Origin of the sequence: Mycetohabitans sp. B46 (assembly GCF_037389205.1) — a bacterium.
In the GTDB taxonomy this organism is placed as follows: Bacteria; Pseudomonadota; Gammaproteobacteria; order Burkholderiales; family Burkholderiaceae; genus Mycetohabitans.
The window spans coordinates 60,460-82,071 of record NZ_JADBGL010000006.1; the positions used below are offsets into that span (position 1 = coordinate 60,460).

The window sequence follows — 21,612 nt, forward strand, 5'->3', positions numbered from 1 at the left end:
ACCGAAAAGCGGGCCGGTCGTTACTGCGCAGTGCCGCACCCATTGAGCATTAAAGAAAGCGATCGCCGATCCATTTCACGACTGTTTCATCTGCGCCTGTCCCATTGGTTCGACCGCAACACCATATTAACGACCGGTAACATAAAGTTGCAATCCTAGTGACTGAGCGGTAACATATCAACGCACAGTATTGTGCTGCCGGGCATCTCGTATCAGTGCAGCGCAGAAATGAGTCATGAGCCGCAGCAATCAACCCTTCCCGCACGGGCGCACACCGTCCGCCGGCACGCATCGCCGCACCCCAATAGCAGGCGCCAACGCGCAGCAACAATTGCTCGACGCGGCGGCGCGGCTGTTCTACGCTCAAGGCATACGTGCAGTGGGCATCGACGCAGTCGTCGAGCAAGCAGGCGTCAACAAAATGAGCCTGTACCGCCAGTTTGCGTCGAAAGATGAGCTTGTAGTCGCGTACCTGAACCGGATGGACGCCGAATATTGGCAACGGTTCGAGTGCAGTATCGCGCAACATCCCGGGCAGCCGGCACGCCAATTGAAGCAGTTCTTTGAAGATCTGAGTGCGCGCGCGTGCCGCCCTGACTACCGGGGTTGTCCGTTTGTCAACGTATCATGTGAGTTTTCAGACCGCGACCACCCGGCGCGCCAGATCGTCGCGCGTAACAAGACAGCATTGCTCGAACGGCTGACCGATCTGGCACGACAAGCCGGCGCACGCGAGCCTGCACGGCTCGGCGCATCGCTTGCGTTGCTCGTTGAAGGCGTCTACACCGCCAGCCAGACCTTCGATCCGCGCTGCGACATAATCCACTCGGCACCGGCCCTGGCCGTCCAGTTGATCGACGCGGCCACCGCGCCCTTTGATGCCGATGCACGATGAACACCAGGGCCGCGCCGCCGTCATCGGCGCCACGGTGCAATGGCTCGAACGAGCCGTCATTGGCCTGAATCTGTGCCCTTTCGCGAAGGCCGTCCACGTTAAGCAGCAGATCCGCTACACGGTCAGCGACGCCTGCACCGCCGCCGACGTGCTAGCCGCACTCGATGCCGAGCTGCAAACGCTGGTCGACGCGGATCCGCAATCGATCGATACGACGTTGCTGATATTGCCGGACGCATTTGCCGACTTCTACGCATTCAACGACTTCCTGCCACGCGCGGACAAGCTTTTGCGTCGGCGCGCGCTGGAAGGCATCGTGCAGATCGCGAGCTTTCACCCACTGTTCCAATTCGCCGGCACCGGCGAGCACGACATCGAGAACTATACGAACCGTGCGCCGTATCCGATCCTGCATCTGCTGCGGGAAGCCAGCGTGACGCGGGCGGTTGATGCGTTTCCGGATGCAGCGCAAATCTACGAACGCAACGAGCAAACGATGCGCGCACTCGGTCACGCGGGCTGGCGCCGCCTGCTGGAAGCGCACGACGAGCAACGTTGATCACGCCGGATCGGCGATCCGCTGCTCGCTCTCGCGGGCCAGCGCCGGGATGAAGAAACGTTGCGCGAGTTCTTCCAGCCCGAGTTCGGCCAACATCGCCGTCAGTCGCTCGGACGGCTTGCGGCGTGGCAGATTTTTGTACGTGGCAATAATCAGTTCGTTTTTCAGCGAGTGTTCCCAACCGACCAGCTCGGTCACGCTAACGTGATACCCATGCGCCTCCAACTGCAGGCAGCGCAGCACGTTGGTTAACTGGCTGCCGAATTCACGCGTGTGCAGCGGATGACGCCATAGCTCACTCAGCGCGGTGCGTCCGAGCGCCTTCGCCTTGTTGCGCCTCAATACGGCCGCCACCTCCGCCTGGCAGCATGGCACCAGCACGATATGGCGAGCCTGCTTGGCCAGCGCAAAGCGGATCGCATCGTCGGTCGCTGTATTGCAAGCATGCAGCGCAGTGACGATGTCCACCGCTGACGGCAGTTGGTCCGATGAGATCGATTCCGCTACGGATAATTTTAGGAACGCCATACCAGAAAACCCGAGCCGGGCGGCCAGGTCAGCAGCTTGGGTCACCAGTTCATCGCGCGCCTCGATACCATACAGGCGCGAGTTGTCGCCCAGGTTCTTGAAAAACAGATCGTACAGGATGAAACCGAGGTACGACTTGCCGGCACCGTGATCGACCAGCGTCACGTCGCGGCCCTGCTGCTTCAACTCAGCGAGCAGTGGTTCGATAAATTGGTACAGGTGGTAGATCTGCTTAAGCTTGCGCCGGCTGTCCTGGTTAAGCTTGCCCTCGCGCGTCAGGATATGAAGTGCCTTGAGCAATTCGATGGATTGGCCGGGGCGGACGTCGTACTTCTCGGACATGGCAGGTCGAAACACAGGTTCAAGCGCCACGCCGGCAAGCGCGGTGGCGCACAGTTGTCACCAGTAGGCCGGCGGCACGGATTGTGCTGCCGGCCTACTGGTGACAGTGTACCGAAAAGCCCACGGCACCGCCGAGATACATCGCCGTCGGCAGCCATCATGCCATCCTGCCGAAACTGGCCCGCTTATGCGTAAGCTGCAGTGGGCGGCGCTTCGATGCCCTGCCGGGCGCGCGATCAAACGATGCCGGAGCCGCAGCCATGCACAAGGCTTCCGGCACACTAGGGCGGGATTGCCGAAACCGCTGGTGCAACGAACAACACCGTAGCACGAGCCGGATGTTACGTAGTTAAGATAACCGAGACAAGGACAAGCCGTTCAGGCGCGGCACCGCAGACGGACTGCGGCGCAGGGACGACAGCATTGCCGGGCACAGAGCGCATCATGGAACAACAACGCAAAAGCAGTGAAAGGGATCACACCCCACCGATGCACAGGTACTTGATCTCGAGATACTCGTCGATCCCATACTTGGAGCCTTCGCGCCCCAGCCCTGACTGCTTCACACCGCCGAACGGGCCGATCTCATTCGATATCAAGCCCGTATTGATCCCCACCATGCCGTACTCGAGCGCTTCCGCCACGCGCCACACGCGCCCCAGATCTCGGCTGTAGAAGTACGCAGCCAGCCCGAATTCTGTTTCGTTGGCCAGACGGATCACTTCATCATCGGTACTGAACCGGAATAGCGGCGCGACGGGTCCAAACGTTTCCTCGCGCGCGATGCGCATTGCCTGGGTCACGTCGGCCAATACCGTCGGCTCGAAGAAAGTGCCGCCCAACGCGTGCCGCTTGCCGCCTGAGAGCACGCGCGCGCCGTGGGAGCGCGCGTCGGCGATGTGCGACTCAACCTTGTCCACCGCGGCCTGGTTGATCAACGGTCCCTGCGTGACTCCCGCGTCGAACCCGTTGCCCACCTTGAGCCGGCTCACCGCATCGGCAAGCTTGCGCGAGAATGCATCGTACACCGAGTCGTGCACGTAGAAGCGGTTCGTGCACACGCAGGTCTGGCCCGTATTGCGGTACTTCGAGGCGACCGCACCCTCCACGGCCGCGTCCAGATCCGCATCGTCGAATACGATAAACGGCGCATTGCCGCCCAACTCCAGCGACAGCTTCTTGATCGTCGGCGCACACTGGGCCGCGAGCAGCCGCCCGACCGGCGTCGAGCCCGTGAACGACAGCTTGCGCACAACCGGATTGGACGTCATTTCCGCGCCGATCATCTTCGGATCGCCCGTGACCACGCTGAACACACCCGCCGGCACGCCGGCACGCTCGGCCAGGGCTGCCAGCGCGAGCGCCGACAGCGGCGTAGCTTCCGCCGGCTTGAGCACGATCGTACAGCCGGCCGCCAACGCGGGGCCCACCTTGCGGGTAACCATCGCCGCCGGGAAATTCCAAGGGGTGATCGCCGCACATACGCCCACCGGCTCCTTCAGCACGACGAGCCGCTTATCACCGGTGGGGCTCGCCAACGTGTCGCCGCTCACTCGCTTGGCCTCTTCCGCAAACCACTCGAGGAACGATGCCGCATAGCCAATCTCGCCTTTCGCCTCGGCAAACGGCTTGCCCTGTTCGGCCGTCATGATCGTGGCCAGGTCGTGCGCATTGGCCAGCATTAAATCGTGCCAGCGACGCAGTACCGCGGCACGCTCTTGACCCGTCTTCGCACGCCACGCGCGTTGTGCAAGCTGCGCCGCGTCGATCGCGCGACGTGTCTCGGCCACGCCCATCGCCGGAACGGCCGCTAGCGTGCGGCCCGTCGCCGGATCGATCACGGCGAACGTGCGCCCGTCGTCCGCGCCAACCCATGTGCCGTTGACGTAGGCCAGATCGCGCAGCAGCGACGAATCCGTCAACGATAACGCCTGATTGTCCGATCCCATGCTCCCTGCTCCTATGCTTGCGCGACGGTGCCGTGCGTCAGCGCGTGTTCAAGTATGTCCAGCCCCTCGTCCAGCACTGCCGATTCGATCATCAGCGGGAAAAGGAAGCGGATTACATTACCATGTACGCCGCATACGAGCAGCAACAGGAATGGACGGCGATAGAGTTGGACAACTACTCAAGGAGCGACCATGACTTCATTCGATACCGTCGGCGATCTGTCGAACTTCTGGATGCCGTTCACCGCCAATCGGCAGTTTAAGGCCGCGCCGCGCCTGCTGACGTCGGCCAAGGGCATGTACTACACGGCCAGCGATGGCCGCGAGATACTCGATGGCGTGGCCGGCCTGTGGTGCGTGAATGCGGGCCACGCGCGCGAGGAGATCGTCTCTGCCATACAGCAATCGGCCGGCACGCTCGACTATGCGCCGCCGTTCCAAATGGGTCATCCACTCGCTTTCCAGGCGGCAGCCAAAGTGGCCCGCATCATGCCGAGCGGGCTGGACCGCGTCTTCTTCACCAATTCGGGATCCGAGTCGGTCGATACCGCGCTGAAAATCGCGCTCGCCTACCACCGGGCGCGCGGCGACGGGCAACGCACTCGGCTGATCGGCCGCGAGCGCGGCTACCATGGAGTCGGTTTCGGCGGCACCTCGGTAGGCGGCATCGTCGCTAACCGCAAGACATTCTCCGGCGCGCTACTGCCCGCGGTCGACCATCTACCGCACACGCATGATCCAGCAAGGAACGCGTTTTCCCGCGGGCAGCCCGAACATGGCGCGCATCGGGCTGACGAACTCGAGCGGCTGGTCGCGCTGCACGACGCCTCGACGATCGCAGCCGTGATCGTTGAACCGGTGGCCGGCGCGACCGGCGTGCTGATTCCACCAAAAGGCTACCTGCAGCGGCTGCGGGAAATCTGCTCCAGGCACGGCATTCTGCTGATCTTTGACGAGGTCATCACCGCTTTCGGGCGGCTCGGCCGCGCGACGGCCGCTGAGTTCTTCGGCGTCAAGCCAGACTTGATTACGATGGCCAAGGCGATCAATAACGCCGCCGCGCCGATGGGTGCAGTAGCCGCGGACAGGAGGATTTACGATACGATCGTGAACGCCAGCGCGCCGGGTGCCATCGAACTGTTTCATGGCTATACGTACTCAGCTCACCCGATCGCGGCGGCGGCGGCAGTCGCAACGCAGGACCTGTATCAGCGCGAAAGATTGTTTGAGCGGACGGCAAAGATCGCGCCTTTCTTCGAGAACGCGATCCACACGCTGCGCGATGCGCCGTACGTCAAGGATGTGCGCAACCTAGGGTTGGTCGGTGGCGTGGAGCTGGAATCGCGCGACGGCGCGTTCGGTATGCGTGCCTACGAAGCGTTCGTCAAGTGTTTCGAACTTGGCGTGTTAGTCCGCTATACCGGGGACACGCTCGCGTTCTCGCCACCGCTGATCATCTCCGAACAACAAGTCACGCAAATCTTCGACACGGTGCGCAACGCGTTACAGACGCTGAAATAACGACACCGGCCACGGATATCAGCGACCGCACTAGTTGCCCCACAATCTGCAGAAGGCTTGACGCTGCTGGAGGCAGTTGGAGGCACCTGGAGGCATGCGAGCCGCTGGCCGCGGTCTTGGACAAGGGATTCGTCAAGGTGTACCTTGCGTTGAAGAAAACAGCGTACGAAGTGTTCTTCTACTTGATTAGTTCGTGGAAATACAAGCACTGGCTGTTGCACGTATAAAGGACACCCGACGACGCTCTCGCCCGATATTATCTTTTCAGCCACTCGCCCCCTCACTTCCGACACCCATAGTGTCGGCGCGTTGCGTTTTTCTCGCTTCTCTTTCGCATGCGTGCCGGTCCCGGCGGGTGGGCCTCGCTATAGTCTGAAAGCGCCGGGCATCCCAAGCCGGCAGAGACGGCGGGGATCAATCGACTGACCCGTCCGATACCTATTCGCTGTTGCTGCAGCCTCGATTGCGACATGCCAACCGACGATTTGACAAGACCCATCACTTCCGCGTTATGCCGCGGATATGGTTGTCCATACAACAAAAACAATGCAGCGATACGGGGTAGCCATGTCGCTATCTAACAGCAGTCCATTCACTATTTCTCGACAACTCGTCTACTGGACGCGCGAGCCACGTCGGGACCTGCAACAACACTTATCCCAACGTAACTGGCTCGTGTCGGTCGTCGATGATGGGCATGCCGCCAGGCACACACTGCAGCATGTCGTTCAGGCAGGCGGGATCCTCGACCTGAGCACGGTGTCCGACACCGCATTGCTCGACGCGCTGGCGCTCTGCCAGGCGGCATCGGACGTAGCCTGGATCGGGCTAGTCGAGCCGCGGCAGCTCAGTCTTGCGGCAGTCAGAGCGGTGCTGCGTGACTATTGCTTTGATTATGTAACGCTTCCCGCGTCGCAGGAGCGCATTGCCGATGCAGTCGGGCACGCGTACGGCATGCTCATGCTACGCGCCCCTCAAGGCTCGTCACGCTCGCGCGAAGGCCGGATGATCGGTACTTGTGAGGCGATGCTGAAGCTGTTCGACAAGATCCCGAGGATCGCGCGCACCGACGCGCCGGTGCTCATTTCCGGCGAATCGGGCACCGGCAAGGAGCTGACCGCGATCGCGATCCACGAGCGCTCGCCGCGTGCAAACCGACCGTTCGTCGCGATCAACTGCGGAGCCATTCCGCCTCATCTGGTCCAGTCCGAATTGTTCGGCTACGAACGCGGCGCGTTCACCGGAGCGGTGTCGCGCAAGGTCGGCCGGACCGAAACGGCCCACCACGGCACGCTGTTTCTCGACGAGATCGCGGACCTGCCGCTGGAGAGCCAGACCAGCCTGTTGCGCTTCCTGCAAGAGCGCACGATCCAGCGCCTGGGCGGGCGTGACACGATCCACGTCGACGTGCGGGTCATTTCAGCCACGCATGCGAACCTGGAGGAGGCGGTCAATGCCGGGCGTTTTCGCGCCGACCTCTACCATCGGCTATGCGTGCTGCGCGTAGAGCAACCCGCGTTGCGCACGCGCGGCAAGGACATCGAGGTGCTCGCGCAATGCATGTTTGAACGATACCAATCCGACGCGCCGCACGTGAAGGGTTTTTCCCCGTCGGCCATGGCCGCCATGCGTCGTTATCCGTGGCCCGGAAACGTGCGCGAGTTAATCAACCGCGTACGGCGCGCCTTGGTGATGACGGATGGCACCATCCTGACGGCTCGCGATCTAGAACTCGAACAATGGGTGCCACCGGACGCCGTGCCGATCATCAAGCCGCCCGTGATCGTCAATGACCATTTGATCGACCAGGCGCTGAAGCGACACCACGGCCGGCAAACCGAAGCGGCACGAGAGTTGGGTATTTCCCGCTCCACGCTGTACCGCCGACTGCGCACCCAGCGCTTGGCGGAAATGACCACGGACGCCGGCTGAAGTTGACGATTACTTCGGCGTGCGCAGCCGCCGCCCAGCCGGGCACGGTGGTATGACTCAACGCGGTGGTACAGTCGTCGAGCGTCTTTTACTGATCCGTCCATGTCTTCGCCCGCTGCCCGGGAAGCGTGCCGCCGAGCGCTTCAACCAGATAATCGACAAACGTAGCGATCCGCCACGAAATCGCCGTGTTCCGGTCATAGCAAGGAGAACCCGACATGCCGTTTCTCACTCGCGGCAGCGATCACCACCGCCCAGCACCTTATATAAAGTCATTCGGTTGTTAAGCCGATTCAAGCGGTTCAGTGCATCGGCGCTCTGCGCGTCACGCAACCGTTGCTGCTGATCGAGCCACGGCTGTATGCTGGTCGCACCCGCGACGAAGCGGGCCCGCGCAAGTGCTTCCGCACGCTGCGCCTGAGCGAGCGACAGCGTGCGCTGTTCACTTTCTTGTTCGAGCTGCACGCGTGCGGACAGCGCGTTCTCGACCTCGCCGAGCGCCGTGTACAGCTGCTGGCGGAAATTGACGACGGCTTCCTCATATTGTGTCTGCGACACTTTGATTTGCAGCTGCATCGTGTTCCGCTGAATGAAGGGCAGCGCGAGCCCAAGTCCGAGCGTTGCGATGGGATTCGATAGCGCGCGCTCGAGGCTCATACTTGATGAGCCAATCGAACTGGTCAACGTGAGCGACGGGTAGAAGTGAGTGCGCGTGATATCAACGTTCGCGAGCAAACTGCGCAATCGGAATTCCGCCGCGCGCAAGTCAGGACGCCGCGCGAGCAGGTCGGCAGGCAAGCCCGCTGGCACTGCCGGCAACGGCCGGTCTGGCAGCGCAGCTGGTTCGGCGGCCCGCACTTGCGGCGGACGGTCGAACAGGATCGCAAGCGCGTGACGGTTCTCGGTACGCTGCTGAATCCGTTGTTTTTGCATCGCGCGCTGCATGGACAGGCTCTGCTCGGCTTGCGCGACATCGAGCCCGGAAACCGCGCCGGCCGCATGACGCGCCCGCACCAGCGCGAGCGTGCGCCGCGCATACGCGATGTTCGCATTGCCAAGCGCGATCTGCTGGTTCAGATAACCGATCTGCCAGTACAACGCGGCCGTCGTGCCGATCAGTGTGAGCCGTGCTGTCTCGCGGTCGGCCTGCGTCGCGTCGGCCTCCCAACGCGCCGCATCACGCTGCGCGGCGAGCTTGCCCCACAGGTCGAGTTCGTAGTTGAGTGAGCCGGATACGCTGCTCGCGCGTAATGTCTGGTGCGAATCAAGCGTGCGCGAGACGCGGCCGTTGCCGCCGAGCGTCACGGTTGGTGTCAGGTTGGTCGCGACAAGATTGGCCCGCAGCTGTGCGCGATAGACGCGGATCGCAGCGGCGGCGAGATCGTTGTTCACGGCAAGCGCGTCGGCAATCAGCCGATCGAGCACCGGGTCACCGAAGCTGCGCCACCAGTCGGCCGGAATAGGCGCTGCTGCGCAAGGCTCAGATGGGTTGGAGACAGCGCAGGGATGCGTCTGCGCTGTCGCGCCGCTCGCGTCGTACGCTGTCCAATGGGCAGGCAGGCCCACTGCAGGCAACGGCTGGCGGCGCGCGTTCGTGCAACCAGCAAACAACGCGGCAGCGCATGCGAGCACGAGCAGGCGGTGGAGAACAGTCGCAATGCGGATCATCATGGCGTCATCTCAATCGCGCGCGAGCGCATCGATCGGATCGAGCCGTGCAGCGTTGCGAGCAGGCATGAAACCGAAAACGATGCCGATCAGCGTCGAACACAAGAACGCGGTGACAATGGAGGCGACAGAGAACACCATTTTCCATTGGGCGACAAACAGCGGGAAAACAAAACTTGTGCCAAACGACAACACGATGCCAATTGCGCCGCCCATCAGGCATACCACAACCGCCTCGATGAGGAACTGCTGCATGATATCGCTTTGCCGCGCGCCGACGGCCATCCGGATGCCGATCTCGCGCGTTCGCTCGATCACCGACACGAGCATGATATTCATCACGCCAATCCCGCCGACCACGAGTGAGATCACCGCGACCAGCGACAACAGCAGCGTCAGCATTTGGCCGGTCTTTTCAGCCGTTTTGACCACGTTATCCACGTTGTAAGTGAAAAAGTCCTTGCGGCCGTGGCGCTGCGTCATCAGCTTCACGAGATTGTTTTCGGCTGCCGTGCTCGGCTGTCCATCGCGCACCCGCACCGTGATGCTGTCAAAATGGCGCTGACCAAACAGCCGGCCACTCGCTGTCGTGTAGGGCACCCATACGTTTAGGTTCTTTACCTCACCGAACGCGCTCTTCTTGTCCGCCGTCACACCAATTACCACACACGGCAGGTTGCCGATGAGCACTACCTCGCCGAGTGGATTCGAGTTTGCGCCGAACAGCTTGCGACGTGTGTTCTGGTCGATCACCGCCACTTGCGCCTGACGGCGTACCTCGTCAGGACCGAAACCCATCCCTTGGGTGAAGCGTATCCCCCGTACCTGGAAGTAATGCTCGCCGATACCACTCACTAACGCGTTGATGTCGATGTTTCGGTAGCGTAGTAACAGGCTGCGCGACGTCTCGGGTGTCACGCTGTCAAGATAGGGCTGCTCAGCGAGTGCGGCCACATCAACGGGCACAAGCGTTTCGATCGTGCTCGCCTGGCTGTCGCCCCAGTCGCGGCCCGGGAAGATGTTGATCGTGTTCGTGCCAATACTGGCGATCTCATCGAGTATGTAGCGCTTCGCGCCTTCGCCAATCGCGACAATTGATACAACCGATGTGATACCGATGATAATACCGAGCATTGTCAGACCCGTGCGCAGCCGATGCGACATGAGCGCGAGCCATGCCATCCGAAATGCCTCGGCAAAGCGTCCGGCGCTCGCCAGCCAGTGGCGCGCACGTAGCGTAGGCGTGGCAGCCCGCGTGTCCACCGCGGAAACGGGTGTGCCGCATGCGATTGGTGCGTTTGCCTGTGCAGTTACGTGGTCGATAACGGCAAATGATCTGTCGGCGCAGGCGGATGCGGCCAATGCAGCGTCGGCGGCTACCGTATCCGCGGCCGAAACGCTGACATCGGCCGCCGGGCATAGCGTGTTCGTCCGGTCCGCGACGATCTTGCCGTCGCGGATCTCGATGATCCGGCGCGCGTGCGCGGCGACATGCTCATCGTGCGTGACGATGATCACCGTATGGCCGAGCGCGTTCAGCTCACGCAGAAGCCGAATCACCTCCTGACCACTCTTCGAATCAAGTGCCCCTGTCGGCTCATCGGCGAGGATCACTTCGCCGCCGTTCATCAGCGCGCGTGCGATGCTGACGCGCTGCTGCTGTCCGCCGGATAGCTGGCTCGGACGGTGCCCGGCGCGCTGCGCGAGACCGAGCCGCGCCAATAGATGCTCAGCGCGCGCTCGCCGCACAGGCTGCGCACTGCCCGCATAGATTGCCGGCATTTCGACGTTCTCTGCCGCGCTCAGGTGCGGCAGCAGGTGGTAGCGCTGGAAAATGAAGCCGAAGCGCTCGCGCCGCAGTTGTGCAAGCTCGTCCCCGTCGAGTTCGCGTGTCTCGCGGCCATCGACCCGGTAGCTGCCGATGCTCGGATGATCCAGGCAGCCCAGAATATTCATCAGCGTCGACTTGCCGGAACCTGACGCGCCGATGATCGCAACGATCTCTCCCGCGCCGATCGACAGGTTGACGTCTTTCAGCACGACCACATCCCGGTCGCCGGCGGGAAAGTGCCGCGTGACGTTGATGAGCTGTAGCAGCGGTCGGGGCATCGTCAGCGTGCTGAGCTGGTGAAAGCATCGGACGCGTCGCTGATCACGACGCGTTCGCCGGCCTTGAGTCCATCGCGGACCTCGACCTTGACGTTGTTGTTCAGCCCGGTGCTGACTTGACGCGTGACGATCCTGCCATCGGCATCGAGCACGCGTACCGCGTACCGTCCATCCGGCGCTTTCGCGCCAAGCGCGGAAACCGGGATACTAAGCACTTGCCGCGCGACGCCGAGCAGCACGCTGACCTGCGCAGTCATCGAGATGCGCAGCCGGTGACCGGGATTGGGCACTTCAAACAACGCGTTGTAGAACACAGCGGTATTGAGCTTGGACGAGCCACCGAACGAATTTTGTTGCATATCGAGGAAATTCTGTGGCGCGGGCTCGATCGCGCGCAACTTGCCATAATAGCGTTTGTCCGGTTCGCCGAGTATCGTGAAATATGCGGCCTGGCCTGGGTGCAGGCGAATCACGTCAGCTTCCGATACCTGTGCCTTCACCGTCATCGTGTCGAGGTCGGCGAGCTTCAGGATCACCGGTGCCTGCTGCTGAGCGATCACAGTCTGGCCTTCCTGCGTAACAATCGCGACCACTTCCCCATCCATCGGCGCGACGATCCGCGTGTAGTCGAGGTTGGCCCGTGCGGTCTCGGTCTGAATGCGGGCCGAGCGGATCTGCGCGTCGAGCGACGCGAGATTCGCACGCTGCACATCAAGCGCCACTCTCGCCTCTTCGCAATCCCGCCGCGAGGTTGCGTCATCCCGCAGCATTTGCTGCTGGCGGCGGAATTCGAGTTCAGCCTGCCGAAGCTGCGCAGCCGTTGCACGTCTCTGTGCAACGCGGTTCTGCTCATTGGTTTCCGCCTGACGCAGCGCGTTCTGCAAGAGAACCGGGTCGATCTGCGCGAGCCATTGTCCCGTCTTGACCTTGTCGCCAAGCTTGACCTTCAGCGACTTGAGTTGGCCAGAGACCTGTGCGCCGACATCAACCTGCTTGAATGCCTGTAGCATGCCCGTCGCGAGCACCGCGTTCTCGAGATCGCCACGTTCGACGCTCGTGGTCAAGTAATGCACATGCTTATCCCGAGAAAAGACATATAACGAAAGCGTGACAATCAGAGCGACAGCGATAACGCCGGCTATCGCGGTACGCCAACGGCGGATCTTCATAAATGGCAAAGCAGTTAGAGCAAATGCAAGCGCATAGAGGCAACCAAAAATGAGCCATGATACCGAAAAGTATTCGATGCCATCTTTCAAGGTGTTGTATCTTCACTGCATTGCGGCATGTCGTATCGTTGTGATGCGATGCATGCAACAATACTTTCAGTTTTCGCACTTGCCTCCATAACTAATGAACAATGGAAAGGGGGCGGACAAAACTTTCACCTACCTTCTTTGCAAAAATCTCATTCCTCTATTACACTGAAATTGCCTACGCTGAATGGCATAGGTGTAGCCGCTTGCCTACTCGAGTAGCGGCTTTCTTTCCACACTACGGGATCAAGGAGATTCTCATGAATAAGCAGCAAGACGTGACACGTGAAGTGTCGGACCTCCTGTTGGATGATGAATCGCTGATGGAACTGTGTGCCTCTGAATCGACGCTGGGCGGTTCGGGACAATACAAAGAAGCTGGCGTTGGCCGTTTTTTCTGATCTACTACACTAATCCTGCCCATGTTGGCTTGAACGACATAGGCCGATCAGCCGCTTACCTACTCGGGTAGCGACTTCCTTTCAGCTACAGGATCAAGGAGATTCTCATGAATAAGCAGCAAGACGTGACGCGTGAAGTGTCGGACCTCCTGTTGGATGATGAATCGCTGATGGAACTGTGCGCCTCTGAATCGACGCTGGGCGGTTCGGGAAAATACAAAGAAGCCGGCATTGGCCGCTTCTTGGATTAAGTGTAGCTTGATATAAAACAACGCTAAGCAAATACCTTGAAGTACTGCTTCGAATGGATCTCAGGATTGCGTAAATCTTAGATGTATTGTGAGGCATACTAAGGTTTTGCTTAGTGTCTCCCTGTAGCCACGATACAGAACAATCATAAAAAAATGCCGCATCATTTGATGCCCAATGTGTTTGGCGCCTGTTTCGCTAAGCAAATTATCTTGCTCGATGTGGTGCGCGATCGGTACGCGGTTTTAACCGAGAGGCAATCTGCGGCATTGGCTTCACAGCTTGGGCTGGATGTTGAGCGCTTTTCTCAGGCTGGCACAACTCAGTATTCAGCCATTGTGGAAGAATTAAAGCGTGCCAATTGGATTAGTGCCGCCTCGTTTCCTGAAGCTGACGCTAAACTGAACACGTTGAGCCCCTCGCCGCAAACAGGGGGGATGTCGGCCAATGGTTGGAAGTTACCTGACGATGCCTTTGCGCATCGACCTGCTTGGATAAACATCGCCAAAGCCGCGCTCATCTTGAGATCCGTACACCGATGCGCCGCGCGGCACGGATTAGCCGGATTGTTGCAGTTATGCAATCAAGCCCACCGTGAGGCCGAAGCAGGCTTGTGTGTCGGCCAGCCGGATGATTACGCGCCCTTTGTGAACACGCTCAATTGGGCCTGCCTGTTTTATCCCCGGCCAACCAAGTGTTTGGAGTGGTCCGTCGCGCTGACTGTGCTGTGCGCGCGTGCCGGCTTGGCATTGAAATTGGTGATCGGCGTGCAATCTTTTCCGTTTTATGCCCACGCTTGGTCGGAAGCCGGAGAGGTGGTGATTGGCGATAGCCCACTCAGACGCAAGGAGCTATCCGTTATTCTGGAATGCCCCCATCCTCTGCTAGCACTACCCCTATGACCCTACTCGGCATCGCCTATCCGAAGACGCAGGATTATTTAGCACAAAAACGGGATTGGAGGTTCGTACGTGACCCATCCAACCAGATTGCAGGTGCACTTTGGCATCAACAAGACAGGGCCGACACGCGTGCCCTATGTGGGCAATCTGGCACACACTTCTACTGTTTTTATGGTTCAGCATTTTCGAAGCTGGACCAGAGCGAAATTAAGGAAGTCGACTTGCAGGCAATTGCGGCAGTAGGTCCTGCGCGTCTCATGGCTCGATTCTGGGGTAAATATTTATTTATCTGCTTTGACCTGACTGCCAAAAAGTTGATCTGCTGCAGCGATCCAAGTAACCAATGGCCTGTATATTGGGCATGGTCCAGCCGTCACGGTTTGCTTTTTTCGGATACGATCACGTGCCTGCATCAAACCTTGGTGGAGAGCGGCGAGCGTCCGGCATGGAATAAAAATTTTTTTACGACATGGTTACGCACGGGTACCGTACAAAATGGTGAGCTGCCGTTTGATCGTATCCAAGAAATTCCGGCAGGCTGCGCTGTCTCCTATATCGATGATGGTCAACCGCAAATCGTGACGGTTTGGGATCCCCTCAAGCACGCAGTAGAAGATGATACCCAAACCCCATTCGGCATTTTAAAAAATTATCTTAACCGGTTTGTATCGTTGACCGATCGGCCCGTGCTAGAACTCTCCGGAGGTCTGGAATCCAGCTCCGTGCTGCTGGCAATGCGCGCCGCCTCTGCTGACCATCCGCTGTCTTGCGCGCATTATTACCATGCCGGTGTCGCTTCATCCAACGAGCTGGAACATGCGCGTCACGTTGCACAAAGCGTACAGGCTCATCTCCATGAGGTGGATACGAGGGTATTATCGTTTGCCCCTGTTCAGTCTGTTCCGCGGGTGGCTAAACCACATATCCGATATTGCCTGCTTGCGTTTAATCAGTATTTTGCAAGCCAACTCGAGAAAGGAGAGCATACTCAGTTGATCAGCGGGCATGGAGGGGATTCGCTCTTTTTGGCGCCTCCGCCTTTCAGCGCGCTTGCCGATGCGGCACTTACATGGCAATGGCGGCGATTAATGCGTGTGGCGATGGACCTGGCGCTCATTCACAGAGCGCCTCTGATTCAAGTGGCAACGGGCGCGGCCCGATCGTTACTTTCTTCAGATCCTTTTGAAAATAACGGCAGCACACTCGATCTTCTATCTGAAGAAACACAGCACGAATCGTTCGATCAACGAGCCCATCTGCATCCGTTTCTCCAGCAAAATAAGGTTCGGTTACCCGGCCAGCTATATCAGCTAGCTTTGGCTTTTTTGACGCTCGATGACATTCGATCGCCCGCCTATCCATTTACTCAACCCACGCATTATCCGTTTCTTTGTCAGCCAATGGTCGAGCTCGCATTGTCAATACCAAGCTATGGTCATTTCGAAGGGGCGCATAATCGTATTGTTCTGAGAAAGTCCGTCTCGGAGGCCACAGGTTATACGAACCTATGGCGACGAAACAAAGGCGAAACATCAGGTATCGATTTGTTGGGCATTCGCGACCACAAGGATCATATGATGGCGCTCTGTCTCGAGGGATTTTTGGCCAAGAAGGGCTATGTCGACGTAAAGCGCACACACGCTGCGATTCAGCATAGCAGTAAGGGACACAGCAAATATTTTATGGGCCTCCTTCACCTCTATGCCGCCGAACTGTTTGTTCAAGGATGGCAATGACTAGCGAGTGAAGCGTGATGCAGCACGGTCTTTTCAAAACAGTTTCCTTTTTGCTGCATTGCTTGTGGACGCGTGAATGGAAAACACGTTTTCAGATCATCGCAGCCATCGGCTGTACCGGATGCTCGGTCGGGCTGACCATTATCACACCGATGTTGCTCAAGTGGCTCATCGACGGTTTATCCGACGCGGCGCTCTCGGCAGTGAGCGTCTATCCGCTCTGTGTAGCTTACGGCGGCGCGTGGTTTCTGTCACAAGCGATGAACCGTTGCGAGCAATATTTATTCGTGTTGGTCAATGAGCGTATCAAGCGCACGATTACGCTGAATTACGTTAGTCGAGTGCTCGGTCAGCCTGCTGCGGCATTGAGTGCTCATCAAACGGGCGCCTCCGTTAGCGAACTCTCGCGCGTACAAGACAGTGCGATGCGCGCGATTATCGGGCTCTTTTGGAGCCTCGCACCGATTTGCGTCGAAATCGCGGTCGTTGGCATCGTCGTATTCTCGTTGTTTGGCCTCGTTTATGCGGCTGTCTTGCTGGGAGTTCTAACTCTTTATCTTTACTTTAGCGTATCAACGGCGAAGCGCTGTGAAGTACTGCAACGCAAGAAAAACCGGGCGTCGGATCGTGCCTCTACGCGGCTGGTCGATACGCTAACGCATGCCGATACGGTCAAAGCGTTTTCAAATGAAGCCAGCGAATTAACCCGGCTTGACCGTGTGTTAAAAATGCGTGCCTGGGCGAGTGTCCATATCACGCGCAAGATGGAAATAGTTGGCGCCGCTCAATTACTGATTGTCGGTATCGGGCTGACCACGCTCACGGCTTTGGCGGGACAAGATATCCTGGCACACCGGCTCACCATAGGCGATTTCGTACTGTTGAACAGTTACCTGCTGCGATTTACTTTGCCGCTCAGCACGTTCGGCTATGTGGTGCGGGAAGTCCAAATAGGTTTGTTCAATCTATCGGAATTGCTGCACACCATCCGTGTCAGATGGCAATTCGAACCCCTGGGTCAGCCTCTGTTTGTACAGGCGCCGTCGATCGAATTTCGCAACGCCAGTTTTCGCCATCCGTGCGGTAGACGAGTACTGCGCCATGCGAATTTTTCGATTCCTGCTGGTGCATTTTGTGCGCTGGTAGGACCGAGCGGCGGGGGGAAATCCACGCTCATCAAGCTGTTATTGCGCCTATATAAGCTCGATGAAGGGCAAATCCTCATCGAGGGTCAACCGATCGAATCGTTTTCCGAATCGCAGTTGCGTCAGTCGATCAGCTATGTGACACAAGACGCACATTTGCTGGATCGCTCGATACGCGAAAACATCTGCTTTGCCTGTCCGCAAGCCTCCGATTCGGAGCTTGAACAAGTTATCCATTCCTGTGCACTGACACCCGTCATTGCTGCGGCGAGCCAGGGCCTGGACACGTCGATTGGCGAGCGAGGCAACAAATTGTCGGGCGGTGAGCGACAACGTGTGGGACTGGCCCGCGCTTTATTGCGCAATAGTGCTTTGCTACTGCTGGACGAACCGACTGCCGCGCTCGATGCCCACACCGAGGCCGATATCTTCAAGCATCTCTATGAGCGTTATCGTCACACCACGCGGCTCGTGATTGCACACCGGCTTTCTGCCATTCAGCATGCGGACTTGATTTTAGTCATGCAAGAGGGTGTGATCGTGGAGACGGGTACGCATAGTAGTTTGCTAAGGCAGCAAGGCGTTTATGCCAATCTTTGGCATAAGCAGACCCACTTATCGACAGAACAATTTGACTTATCCGCAGCACGATAAAAACGGGAAGCGGAATCCCGCACACAGCCATCCGCATGAGCTTCTCCTGTCTGGCGACAATTACTTTTGCCGGTGGCACCAACTAGATTTGCCGGTGTGCGGCGGCTGAACTGTTGAGGTGGCGGCCGTCGCTATCATGCGGCTCCTTCCGGAGCCAGCATGAAAAAAGACGGAGAAATCAAATTGTTGCGAGAAGAACGGCGGAAAGGAGCGAGCCAGAAGCTGGCAGCAGCGCGAACAGGTATGAATGAGCGTACGGTCCGTAAGTACGAGCGTGCTGGCACGTTACCGAGTCAAATGAAGAAGCCGCGCCTGCATCGCACGCGGGAGAATCCGTTTAGCGTCGATTGGCCGTAGGTTGAGGACCATCTCAAGCGAGATCCGGCATTGCAGGCCAAGACCCTATTTGTGCTGCTGTGCCAGGCGTTTCCGGGGCGATATTAGGAAGGCCAGCTGCGCACGTTGCAGCGGCACATTCAAGCGTGGCGCGTTCGTCACGGCCCGGAACAAGAAGTCATGTTTGCACAGGAGCATGTGCCCGGGCGCATGGTTCAATCCGATTTCACTTCAATGAATAGGCTGAGAGTAACGATCTCGGGCACAGCATTCCCTCATTTGCTGTACCACCTGGTGCTAACTTACTCAAACGTGGAGGCCGTGCGCATTTGCTTCTCCGAGAGCTTTGAGGCGCTGGCTGAAGGGCTTGAAGCATGCCTGTGGCAGATCGGCGGTGTTCCACAATGGCATCGCACCGACAATCTGACTGCGGCCGTACGCGAGCTGGATCGCGAAGGAATGCATGAGTTCACGCAGAACTATCGTGCATTGCTTGCTCATTACGGCATGCAGCCATCCGCGAACACGGCTGGATGCGCTAACCAAAACGGCGACGTCGAGCAATCGCACTTCCGATTCAAAGAGGCCGTGGACCAGGCGCTACGGGTTCGCGGCACGCGAGACTTCGCAACGCGCAGCGACTACGAACACTTCCTTGGCGAACTTGTTCGGCAGCGCAATCTCACGCGCTCGCAACGATTCGAGGCGGACCGAGCGGCGCTTAGAGCGCTGCCCGCAGCGCCGCTGGACTTCACGCGCGAGGTCACGGTGCGCGTTTCTCGTTTCAGCTTGGCTCGGGTTCTCAACCATTACTACTCGGTGCCGTCACGATTGATCGGCGCCACGCTGAAGGCACGCATCCGCTCGGAGAACTTGGATCTTTACCACGGGACGGCACATGTTCTTACTCTACCGCGCTTGAGCGGGCGCAACCAGCGGCGAATCGACTACCGACATCTGATCTGGTCACTGGTGAGAAAGCCCGGCGCGTTCGCGGCTTACTGCTACAGAGACGAGTTGTTTCCAACGACCACGTTCCGCCGGGCCTACGACGCACTGCTTGCCACAACGCCGACGAAGGCGGACCAGGAATACCTTCGCCTGTTGCATTTAGCTGCGAGCACATCCGAGGCGGAAATCGACGAAGCAATCGGCCGCTTGTTGCATGACGGGCGCATACCGACGCTCGATGTCGTGCGCAAACTCGTCGCAAGCCCTACGCCGACACCGGTGCCGAAGATCGGCAAGGCCGCCATCAACTTGCGCGACTACGACGCCCTAATCCCGTCGCGGAGTAATCATGCATAACGCCCGTGAAGAATTGCTGGTGTCACTTCGTGCGCTCAATCTCGGCGCCATGGCGGCAGCTGTGGAAGACACGGCACTGCGAGCGGCAAAGGAAGGACTGACTCACGAGGCGTTTCTTCTCGAGCTGGCTCGTATCGAACGTGCAGCGAAGGCGTCGCGCCGAATCGAGCGACTACTGAGGCAATCCGAACTGCTGCCCGGCAAGAGCTTCCGCACGTTAAAACTGGGAAGATTCGATCCGGCCACTCGCCTGCAGATCGAGCGGCTGCGCAGCGCCAGCTTCCTCAAGGATGCCACCAATGTGATCGCGCTCGGCCGACCTGGTGCCGGGAAAAGCCATCTTGCCTACGCATTGGGGCACGCGCTCGTCGAGCAAGGGTTCCCGGTCCTGTTCACACCCACGGGGGCCTTGGTGCAGCGGCTACTGGCAGCAAAGCGCGATCTACGTTTGCCGCAGGAGCTAGCAAAGCTGGATCGCTTCGAGTGCCTCATTCTGGACGACATCGGCTACGTCCAGCATAACCGAGATGAAATGGAAGTGCTGTTCACGTTGCTCGCTGAGCGCTACGAGCGCAAGAGCATCGTCATCACGAAAAACCTCGTATTCTCAGAGTGGGAGCGCATCTTTAAGGACCCAATGACCACGCTCGCGGCCATCGACCGCGTCGTCCATCACAGTGTCATCCTCGACTTGATGGGCGTTGAAAGTTATCGGGCAGAGGCTGCCGGCGTCAAGCCGACGGCGCCAGCCCCGGTAGCAGCATAGGGCGGCTTTTTTAGTTGACGCCAGACACGGCGCGAGAGTTCAGCGATAGTCTGCGGTTCGCTAATGATTTCGTGCATTAAACGCCGCCGTGCTTCGGAGAGTACGGTGAACATCCACTGCGGGTCCTCGAACGACAAAGTAATTTTCTCGGGGAACACCTTACCAGCATCGGCGCGGCGCGCTGCCCCCCGGCACGCTCGACATGCCAGCCGATACGGCCCTGCTTCGCCCAGTAGACAAGCTTGGCAAGTGTGCGTCAACCTTTTCCCTTCGTCTCGCCAAGGTGAGCGTTATCGCATCGCCAACTCAGCCGGGCTCTGAACCAATCGCCGATCGACCGGTGACGGGGGCACTACCTGCATGGTCAGCCGCCTTCCGTCGGCTGGGATGGTAACGGCGGCTGCTTCTGTTGTCGGCAGGTCATACAGCACCGACCGGCATTAAGTGTGCTAGTGCCAATTGCCCCTTGGGGGCGCGCTACGCGGCCTCCGCCTTGTCAGCAAAAGTCATTTTGTAGAACAAAGCAGGTTTTGTAGAACAAAAAAAGCGGGCCCCATTTGCTGGGACCCGCGTCAGTATTGGTGCCGGCTGCAGGACTCGAACCCGCCACCTGATGATTACAAATCAACTGCTCTACCAGATGAGCTAAGCCGGCGTAGCAACGCAGTATACTACAGTCTTGGTCTGCGGCAAAAGATCACTTGATCACTTTCAAATGCTTGCGACTACTGTCCTTCGGACCCTCGCCCCCGGCACCGTCAGCATCGGGCCCTTGCACAGTTTGACCCGCTGCATGCTGGCCGCGCTGCACATCACGGCCGACCACAACCGGCCCGCTCTGTCCCGCCTGCTGCAATGCACGCTCCCGCAGGATGCGCTGCTTTTCCTGAGGCGTCATATCGTAAAATTCGTCCGCTGCAAGGGCCTCGAACTCGGGTGCGCCTTCAACCGGCTCCTCTGGAATCCCTTCGACCGGGAACACCATTCCCTGCCCGTTCTCGCGCGCATAAATCGCCAAGACGTTGGCCACCGGTACTTCGATCTTGTGCGATTTGCCGGAGAAGCGCGCGAGAAATTCGATCACGTCGTTGCCCATTTGCAACTGGCTGGTCGCATCGAAACTGATGTTAAGCACGATTTCGCCGTCACGTACGAACTGTCGCGGTACGCGCGTGCAGTTGTCGACTTTTACCGCGATATGCGGCGTCAATCCATTGTCCGTGCACCACTCATAGAGTGCGCGCAATAAATAGGGCTTGGTGGAAATCTCTTGCATTATTGTTCCTCGACCTGCCGACGAGTCTCACCCGGCACGCGGGCGTCACATCGGCAAGCAGTTACGGCTGGGGACGCAAG

At 59.0% G+C, this 21,612-nt stretch carries 19 protein-coding genes, 1 tRNA gene and 1 pseudogene; 12 read left to right on the forward strand and 9 right to left on the reverse strand.

From position 1 onward, the window contains the following. Positions 1-235 precede the first annotated feature (235 nt). Together IHE30_RS08125 and IHE30_RS08130 are read left to right on the forward strand one after the other, a co-directional pair. The gene (locus IHE30_RS08125; protein ID WP_337689853.1) at positions 236-895 is read left to right on the forward strand and encodes a TetR/AcrR family transcriptional regulator; all 660 of its coding nucleotides are present in this window, start codon (positions 236-238) and stop codon (positions 893-895) included. Further along, entirely contained in the window at positions 885-1,454 is a 570-nt protein-coding gene (locus IHE30_RS08130) for a DUF1415 domain-containing protein (RefSeq protein ID WP_337689854.1), read from the forward strand. Before IHE30_RS08125 ends, IHE30_RS08130 begins: the two co-directional genes overlap by 11 nt. Here IHE30_RS08130 and IHE30_RS08135 read toward each other — a convergent pair whose 3' ends face one another. From IHE30_RS08135 to IHE30_RS08145, 3 genes and pseudogenes are all read right to left on the reverse strand, one after another. Beyond that, positions 1,455-2,324 (reverse strand): class I SAM-dependent methyltransferase, encoded by an 870-nt coding sequence (locus IHE30_RS08135; RefSeq protein ID WP_337689855.1) that lies wholly within the window; start codon positions 2,322-2,324, stop codon positions 1,455-1,457. A 476-nt stretch (positions 2,325-2,800) separates the two neighbouring features. Further along, entirely contained in the window at positions 2,801-4,273 is a 1,473-nt protein-coding gene (locus IHE30_RS08140; protein WP_337689856.1) for an NAD-dependent succinate-semialdehyde dehydrogenase, read from the reverse strand. Between the two features lie 11 nt (positions 4,274-4,284). Beyond that, positions 4,285-4,422, reverse strand: a pseudogene (locus tag IHE30_RS08145) (4-aminobutyrate--2-oxoglutarate transaminase); the annotation flags it as partial. A gap of 43 nt (positions 4,423-4,465) precedes the next feature. On the opposite strand from IHE30_RS08145, the gene IHE30_RS08150 reads away from it, so the two are divergent. Then, on the forward strand, positions 4,466-5,794 hold the full coding sequence (locus tag IHE30_RS08150; RefSeq protein ID WP_337689857.1) for an aspartate aminotransferase family protein: 1,329 nt from the start codon (positions 4,466-4,468) through the stop codon (positions 5,792-5,794). Positions 5,795-6,361: 567 nt separating this feature from the next. Beyond that, a complete protein-coding gene (locus IHE30_RS08160) occupies positions 6,362-7,726 on the forward strand; it encodes a sigma-54 dependent transcriptional regulator (RefSeq protein WP_337689858.1) in 1,365 nt (454 codons plus the stop codon). Between the two features lie 88 nt (positions 7,727-7,814). On the opposite strand, the gene IHE30_RS08165 is transcribed toward IHE30_RS08160, so the two are convergent. Genes IHE30_RS08165 through macA form a run of 4 tightly spaced genes read right to left on the reverse strand, consistent with a single transcriptional unit; the run spans position 7,815 to position 12,672 of the window. Next, entirely contained in the window at positions 7,815-7,946 is a 132-nt protein-coding gene (locus IHE30_RS08165; protein WP_337689859.1) for a hypothetical protein, read from the reverse strand. A gap of 8 nt (positions 7,947-7,954) precedes the next feature. Then, positions 7,955-9,397: an efflux transporter outer membrane subunit gene (locus IHE30_RS08170; protein WP_337689860.1), complete on the reverse strand. Its 1,443-nt coding sequence runs from the start codon at positions 9,395-9,397 to the stop codon at positions 7,955-7,957. Between the two features lie 9 nt (positions 9,398-9,406). Then, positions 9,407-11,503, reverse strand: coding sequence for a MacB family efflux pump subunit (locus IHE30_RS08175; RefSeq protein ID WP_337689861.1), 2,097 nt, complete (start codon positions 11,501-11,503; stop codon positions 9,407-9,409). A 2-nt stretch (positions 11,504-11,505) separates the two neighbouring features. Next, on the reverse strand, positions 11,506-12,672 hold the full coding sequence (macA, locus tag IHE30_RS08180) for a macrolide transporter subunit MacA (protein ID WP_337689862.1): 1,167 nt from the start codon (positions 12,670-12,672) through the stop codon (positions 11,506-11,508). 347 nt (positions 12,673-13,019) lie between these two features. On the opposite strand from macA, the gene IHE30_RS08185 reads away from it, so the two are divergent. From IHE30_RS08185 to istB, 8 genes are all read left to right on the forward strand, one after another. After that, a complete protein-coding gene (locus tag IHE30_RS08185) occupies positions 13,020-13,160 on the forward strand; it encodes a burhizin family lasso peptide (protein ID WP_337689863.1) in 141 nt (46 codons plus the stop codon). A 107-nt stretch (positions 13,161-13,267) separates the two neighbouring features. Beyond that, positions 13,268-13,411: a burhizin family lasso peptide gene (locus IHE30_RS08190; protein ID WP_337689864.1), complete on the forward strand. Its 144-nt coding sequence runs from the start codon at positions 13,268-13,270 to the stop codon at positions 13,409-13,411. A 153-nt stretch (positions 13,412-13,564) separates the two neighbouring features. Next, on the forward strand, positions 13,565-14,311 hold the full coding sequence (locus IHE30_RS08195; RefSeq protein ID WP_337689865.1) for a lasso peptide biosynthesis B2 protein: 747 nt from the start codon (positions 13,565-13,567) through the stop codon (positions 14,309-14,311). Beyond that, positions 14,308-16,047: an asparagine synthase C-terminal domain-containing protein gene (locus tag IHE30_RS08200; RefSeq protein ID WP_337689866.1), complete on the forward strand. Its 1,740-nt coding sequence runs from the start codon at positions 14,308-14,310 to the stop codon at positions 16,045-16,047. The genes IHE30_RS08195 and IHE30_RS08200 overlap by 4 nt, the downstream gene beginning before the upstream one ends. Before the next feature lie 17 nt (positions 16,048-16,064). Next, positions 16,065-17,846, forward strand: coding sequence for an ABC transporter ATP-binding protein (locus IHE30_RS08205; RefSeq protein ID WP_337690023.1), 1,782 nt, complete (start codon positions 16,065-16,067; stop codon positions 17,844-17,846). Positions 17,847-18,005: 159 nt separating this feature from the next. Beyond that, entirely contained in the window at positions 18,006-18,203 is a 198-nt protein-coding gene (locus tag IHE30_RS08210; RefSeq protein ID WP_337689867.1) for a helix-turn-helix domain-containing protein, read from the forward strand. A gap of 96 nt (positions 18,204-18,299) precedes the next feature. Then, entirely contained in the window at positions 18,300-19,490 is a 1,191-nt protein-coding gene (gene istA / locus IHE30_RS08215; protein ID WP_337690025.1) for an IS21 family transposase, read from the forward strand. Next, complete coding sequence (istB, locus tag IHE30_RS08220; RefSeq protein ID WP_337689868.1) at positions 19,483-20,256, forward strand: IS21-like element helper ATPase IstB; 774 nt, start codon at positions 19,483-19,485, stop codon at positions 20,254-20,256. Before istA ends, istB begins: the two co-directional genes overlap by 8 nt. Before the next feature lie 579 nt (positions 20,257-20,835). On the opposite strand, the gene IHE30_RS08225 is transcribed toward istB, so the two are convergent. After that, positions 20,836-20,911, reverse strand: a tRNA-Thr gene (locus IHE30_RS08225). A gap of 42 nt (positions 20,912-20,953) precedes the next feature. Further along, positions 20,954-21,532, reverse strand: a complete 579-nt coding sequence (locus IHE30_RS08230; protein ID WP_337689869.1) for a ClpXP protease specificity-enhancing factor — start codon at positions 21,530-21,532, stop codon at positions 20,954-20,956. Positions 21,533-21,612: the final 80 nt, after the last annotated feature.